Raw genomic sequence first — 4,672 nt, 5'->3', positions numbered from 1 at the left:
AGCAGGCGCAGCCGCAGCCGCAGCACTCGATGGCGGGCCAGTCACGGCTCGCGCCGGCGGCGGAGGGCGCGGGGCGCTCGTACGCGATAGGCGCACCGGACGCGGACGCCGCCGAGGGACCGGAGCCGCTGGACGGTCCCGGCGGAGCGGTCGAGGTGGCCGACCCGCCCCGGCCGCAGCCCATGGACGACGAGATGCCGCCGGAGCCGCTGGACAACCCGCGCCGGCTGCTGGTGTGGCCGGCGCCCGACGTCTCGACCCAGCAGGCGTTGAGCGACCGCGGCTACCGGCCCGTGATCGTGAACTCCCGAGAGGAGGTCGACGCGCAGATCGCGGCCTTCCCGGCGGCCCTGTTCGTGGACCCGCTGACCGGGCCGATCACGCGTACGGCACTGCAGTCGCTGCGGCAGGCGGCCGTGGCGGCCGAGGTGCCCGTCCTCGTCACCGCCGGACTCGGGCAGGCGTCGCGCGACGCCGCCTACGGTGCCGACCCCGCCGTGCTGCTGAAGGCGCTCGCTCCGCGCGACAGCGAGCAGCACCCGCCGCGCGTGCTGCTGGTCGAGGAGCACGCGGAGATCGCGCTGGCCCTGACCGGCACGCTCGAACGGCGCGGGATGCAGGTCGCGCGGGCCGCGAGCGACGCGGACGCGGTGGCGCTGGCGGGGCAGTTCCGGCCCAACCTGGTGGTGATGGACCTGATGCAGGTGCACCGGCGCCAGGCGGGCATCGTGGACTGGCTGCGCGCGAACGGCCAGCTCACCCGCACCCCGCTCGTCGTCTACACGGCCGCCGTGGAACAGACGGACCTGCCGCGGCTGGCCTCCGGCGAGACCGTGCTGTTCCTCGCGGAACGCTCCACGAGCGCCGAGGTCCAGGACCGCATCGTCGACCTGCTCGCCCGGATCGGCACCAACTGACACCGGGGCGGGCCTGCGGGCCGTCATGCGGTTCGCAGGCCGTGGGCGGTGCGGGGCGGGGCAGGACTCCCACGGTCCCGCACGTCCCGGGGGGCGAGGCGTGAAACAGCGGACGCGGACGCGCCGGGCGGGGCGGCCGGTTTCCCGGTCCCGCCCTGCCCGGCGCGTCCCGCAGCCGCCCCCGTCCCCCTGGTGATCCTGAGGGACGGGGCCGCGTCTGAGCCGTTTCAGATCTGGGTGACGTCCAGCGAGCCGTCGGCGTACTGCCTGCGCAGCACCTTCTTGTCGAACTTGCCGACGCTCGTCTTCGGCACCGCCTCGATCACCGTCCAGCGCTCCGGGAGCTGCCACTTGGCGATCCCGCGCTCCTCCTGGAGGAAGGCGCGCAGGGTGGTGAAGTCGGCGGTGGAACCTTCCCTCAGGACGACGGTGGCCAGGGGCCGCTCGCCCCACTTGTCGTCCGGCACGGCGACCACGGCGGCCTCGGCCACGTCCGGGTGGGCCATCAGGGCGTTCTCGAGCTCCACGGAGGAGATCCACTCGCCGCCGGACTTGATGACGTCCTTGGCCCGGTCGGTCAGGGTGAGGAAGCCGTCGGGGCTGATGATGCCGACGTCGCCGGTCTTGAGCCAGCCGTCCTCGCTGAACTTGTCGGCGGGGCGCAGCGGTTCCTCGCCGGGGCCGTTGTAGTAGGCGCCGGCGATCCACGGGCCGCGGACTTCCAGCTCACCCGCGGACTCGCCGTCCCAGGGGAGCCGCTCGCCACCGGGGCCGGTGAGACGGGCCTCGACACCGGCCGGGAAGCGGCCCTGGGTCAGCCGGTAGGCGAACTCCTCGTCCGTGCCCACGGCGTGCGCCGGCGGGCGGGCGACCGTGCCGAGCGGGGACGTCTCCGTCATGCCCCAGGCGTGGCAGACCCGCATGCCCAGCTGGTCGAACGCCTCCATCAGGGAGGGCGGGCAGGCGGAGCCGCCGATGGTGACCTGGGTGAGGGCGGACACGTCCCGGGGGTTGGCGGTCAGCTCGGCGAGCAGGCCCTGCCAGATGGTGGGCACGGCGGCGGCGTGCGTCGGCCGCACGCTCTCGATCATCTGGGCGAGCGGTGCGGGCTGCAGGAAGCGGTCCGGCATCAGCATGTTGACGCCGGTCATGAAGGTGGCGTGCGGCAGGCCCCAGGCGTTCACGTGGAACTGGGGGACGACGACGAGCGAGGTGTCCTCGTCGGTCAGGCCCATCGACTGCGCCATGTTGACCTGCATGGAGTGCAGGTAGATCGAACGGTGGCTGTACACCACGCCCTTGGGGTCGCCGGTCGTGCCGGAGGTGTAGCACATGGCCGCGGCGGCACGCTCGTCGAGCTCGGGCCAGTCGTAGACGGTGGGCTTCCCGGCGATCAGGTCGTCGTACTCGTGCACCTGGACGGAGGCGTCCGCCAGCGCGGCCCGGTCCCCGGGGCCGGTGACGACGACGTGCTCGACGGTCTTCAGGTGCGGCAGCAGCGGCGCGAGGAGCGGGATCAGCGAACCGTTGACCAGGACCACCCGGTCCGCGGCGTGGTTGACGATCCAGGCGAGCTGCTCGGCCGGGAGGCGGAGGTTGAGCGTGTGGAGCACGGCACCCATCGACGGGATCGCGAAGTACGCCTCCACGTGCTCCGCGTTGTTCCACATGAGGGTCGCCACGCGTTCGTCGCCGGTGACCCCGAGATCGTCGCGCAGGGCGTGGGCCAGCTGGGCCGCACGGGCGCCGATCTCCGCGTAGGAGCGGCGCTGCGGATCGCCCTCACCCGTCCAGGTGATGACCTGCGATGTGCCGTGGATCGTCGATCCATGGGCCAGGATCCTCGAGATCAGCAGCGGTACGTCCTGCATGGTGCTCAGCACGGAGTCCTCCTGGGCGACATTGCCTACGCGCGGGTAAGAGTTGCGCTGATTCTGCGCACATACCACGCGGTATGTCACTAGGCGAGCGGTGATCGATCACACCACAGCAGGCGACAATTCACCTCAGAAGCGAACAAGCCCCAGGTCAGGGTCATCACGCAGCTTCCCGAGCGCCCGCGAGACGGCCGACTTCACCGTGCCCACCGACACACCCAGGACCTCGGCCGTCTGCACCTCGCTGAGGTCCTCGTAGTACCGCAGGACGACCATCGCGCGCTGCCGGGCCGGCAGCCGCATGATCGCCCGCCACATGGCGTCGCGCAGCGCCTGCCGCTCGGCGGGGTCGTCGCCGCCGGACACCGGGTCCGGCTCGGGCAGCTCGTCGCAGGCGAACTCGTCGACCTTGCGCTTGCGCCACTGCGACGTCCGGGTGTTCAGCAGGGCTCTGCGCACATAGCCGTCGAGCGCACGGTGGTCCTCGATCCGCTCCCACGCCACGTACGTCTTGGCGAGCGCGGTCTGCAGCAGGTCCTCCGCGTCGCTCGGATTGCCGGTCAGCGATCGGGCGGTCCGCAGAAGCACCGGCTGGCGGGCCCTCATGTACGACGAGAACGACGGGTACACGAGAGTCTGCGACGGTGGAGCAGCGGCGTTCGAAGCGCGGGTGCAGACGGGTGTGGTCATGGCTCAACGCTATGAGCGGAGGCCGTCCCGCGGATCGCCCGCAGGTCCCGAAGCCGCGTCCCCCTCAGGTTGTATGGGTAGGGCCTGCCTCACCTCCTGAAGGTGGACGTGGCGAGCAGGGTCCCTGAGGGTTCACCCCTCAGGGGACGCGCCGTCGACGGGCTGCGGTCAGCGGTCGCCGGTCAGGACGGGCCCCGAGGTCGGCACGCCCGTACCGGCCGTGACCAGCACCCGTTCGGCACCGGGTATCTGGTTCGCCGCCGTCCCCCGTATCTGGCGCACCCCTCCGCGAGCTGGATGAGACCGACGACGTAGGGCGGGTCGAAGGCCGGGAAGGGCGGGTGGTGCATGACGACGTAGGAGTGGACGGTGCCCTCGCCGGTGGCCTCCACGGTCGTCCAGGCCCGGGAACCGCACGCGTTGCAGCCCGGAAGCCAGGGGAATCGCAGGGTGCCGCACTCCGTGCAGCGCTGTATCAGGAGCCGGTGCCGGGCCACTCCCTCTTAGAGGTCCTAACAAAGGCGTTGGACGTGCCGGTGGGTGATCAGGCAGGTCGCGAGGCCGAGGAAGGCTTCGTGGATGTCGTCGCGCCGTTCCCAGCGGACGCGTAGGCGCCGGAAGCCGTGCAGCCAGGCGATGGTGCGTTCGACGACCCACCGGTGCACTCCGAGCCCCGAACCATGAGGGGTGCCGCGGCGGGCGATCACCGGCTTGATGCCCAAAGCCCACACGAGCCGACGGTACTTGTCGTGGTCGTAGCCACGGTCGCCGAGCACCATGTCGGGCCGCCGACGCGGCCGCCCGACCAGGCCCGCAACGGACGGGACCTTGGCGAGGAGGGGCAGCAGTTGCGTGACGTCGTTACGGTTGCCGCCGGTCAGCGACACCGCGAGCGGGACGCCCTGACCGTCGACGAGGACGTGGTGCTTGCTGCCCGGACGCGCACGGTCGACCGGGCTGGGTCCGCTTTTGGGCCTCGTCGAGCGGCCCGCACATGGCTGGAGTCGATCACCGCCCGAGACCAGTCGAGCTGCTTCGCAGCCCGCAACTTCTGCAGCAGGATGACGTGAAGGCGGTCCCACACGCCGGCCTCGTTCCAAGCGGCCAGCCGCCGCCAGCACGTCATGCCTGAGCCGAAGCCGAGCTCCTGGGGTAGGTACTCCCACTGGATGCCGGTGTGCAGGACGA

At 71.6% G+C, this 4,672-nt stretch carries 3 protein-coding genes and 3 pseudogenes; 1 reads left to right on the top strand and 5 read right to left on the bottom strand.

Features of this window, described 5'->3' with window-relative positions:
• Positions 1 to 917, top strand: a 917-nt coding sequence (locus tag G3I53_RS20940; protein WP_164438646.1) for a response regulator, incomplete at its 5' end; no start/stop codon positions are given.
• Positions 918 to 1,144: 227 nt separating this feature from the next.
• On the opposite strand, the gene G3I53_RS20935 is transcribed toward G3I53_RS20940, so the two are convergent.
• From G3I53_RS20935 to G3I53_RS34030, 5 genes and pseudogenes are all read right to left on the bottom strand, one after another.
• Positions 1,145 to 2,788: a long-chain fatty acid--CoA ligase gene (locus G3I53_RS20935; RefSeq protein WP_164334685.1), complete on the bottom strand. Its 1,644-nt coding sequence runs from the start codon at positions 2,786 to 2,788 to the stop codon at positions 1,145 to 1,147.
• Positions 2,789 to 2,923: 135 nt separating this feature from the next.
• A complete protein-coding gene (locus G3I53_RS20930; protein ID WP_164334684.1) occupies positions 2,924 to 3,484 on the bottom strand; it encodes a SigE family RNA polymerase sigma factor in 561 nt (186 codons plus the stop codon).
• 168 nt (positions 3,485 to 3,652) lie between these two features.
• Positions 3,653 to 3,798 (bottom strand): annotated as a pseudogene (locus G3I53_RS34040) (lipid-transfer protein); the annotation flags it as partial.
• An 18-nt stretch (positions 3,799 to 3,816) separates the two neighbouring features.
• A pseudogene (locus tag G3I53_RS34035) lies at positions 3,817 to 3,981 on the bottom strand (zinc ribbon domain-containing protein); the annotation flags it as partial.
• 15 nt (positions 3,982 to 3,996) lie between these two features.
• Positions 3,997 to 4,672 (bottom strand): annotated as a pseudogene (locus tag G3I53_RS34030) (IS5 family transposase); the annotation flags it as partial.

It is taken from the genome of Streptomyces sp. SID14436, assembly GCF_010548465.1.
Lineage (GTDB): Bacteria > Actinomycetota > Actinomycetes > Streptomycetales > Streptomycetaceae > Streptomyces.
Note: the sequence above shows the minus strand (reverse complement) of the source record. Positions and strands in the feature narration are given on the sequence as shown.

Excerpts from the sequence above, each read along its gene's own strand:
- G3I53_RS20935 (WP_164334685.1), bottom strand. The coding sequence starts at position 2,788 with ATGCAGGACGTACCGCTGCTGATCTCGAGGATCCTGGCCCATGGATCG.
- G3I53_RS20930 (WP_164334684.1), bottom strand. The coding sequence starts at position 3,484 with ATGACCACACCCGTCTGCACCCGCGCTTCGAACGCCGCTGCTCCACCG.